The following is a 547-nucleotide window of genomic DNA, read 5'->3' as shown; positions in this document are numbered from 1 at the left end:
CCTGAGTTTGGGGGTAAAGATATTTCAGGAGGCATGTGGCAGAGAGTTGCCATTGCAAGAGGTATATATCGTAAAAGTAAATTTATTGTTTTAGATGAGCCTACAGCAGCAATAGATCCAAGTGAAGAAGAGAAAATTTTTAATATTTACAGTAGATTGTCCGAAGGCAGAAAAAGTATAATTATTTCTCATAGATTAGGAATTACCCGAGGGGCGGATAAAATTATTGTAATGAAAGAAGGGAAAATTGTTGGAATCGGAACACATTCTGATTTACTAGCTACAAATGAAGAATATCAAGCATTATGGTTTTCGCAGGCTAAGTTTTATATGGAATCAACAGAAGGGAATAATCAAAATGGTTAAAACTATAGAGGAAGAAGTTAAAAAGATTCAAATTGATAGAATAGGTGACTCGTGTTTCTATGATGCAGCAAGCTGTATTTTAGAATATACAGATAGACTATACTGGGCTTTGGACTATGTAGAATATAAATTCCTATATAATTTTGATTCGTTCATAAAATTCAACAAAAAGGAATCATTT

General features: G+C 32.5%; 2 protein-coding genes. Both read left to right on the top strand.

What is annotated here, in order from left to right:
* A partial coding sequence (locus tag D1841_RS18440) for an ATP-binding cassette domain-containing protein (protein WP_166554411.1) occupies positions 1-366 on the top strand: 366 nt, incomplete at its 5' end.
* Positions 359-547: hypothetical protein (locus D1841_RS18875; protein ID WP_207710223.1), on the top strand; the 189-nt coding region annotated here is incomplete at its 3' end. The genes D1841_RS18440 and D1841_RS18875, both read left to right, overlap by 8 nt.

The sequence above is a fragment of the Neglectibacter sp. X4 genome, assembly GCF_009917365.1.
Lineage (GTDB): Bacteria > Bacillota > Clostridia > Oscillospirales > Acutalibacteraceae > Acutalibacter.
This window is presented reverse-complemented; position numbering and strand designations above follow the sequence as displayed.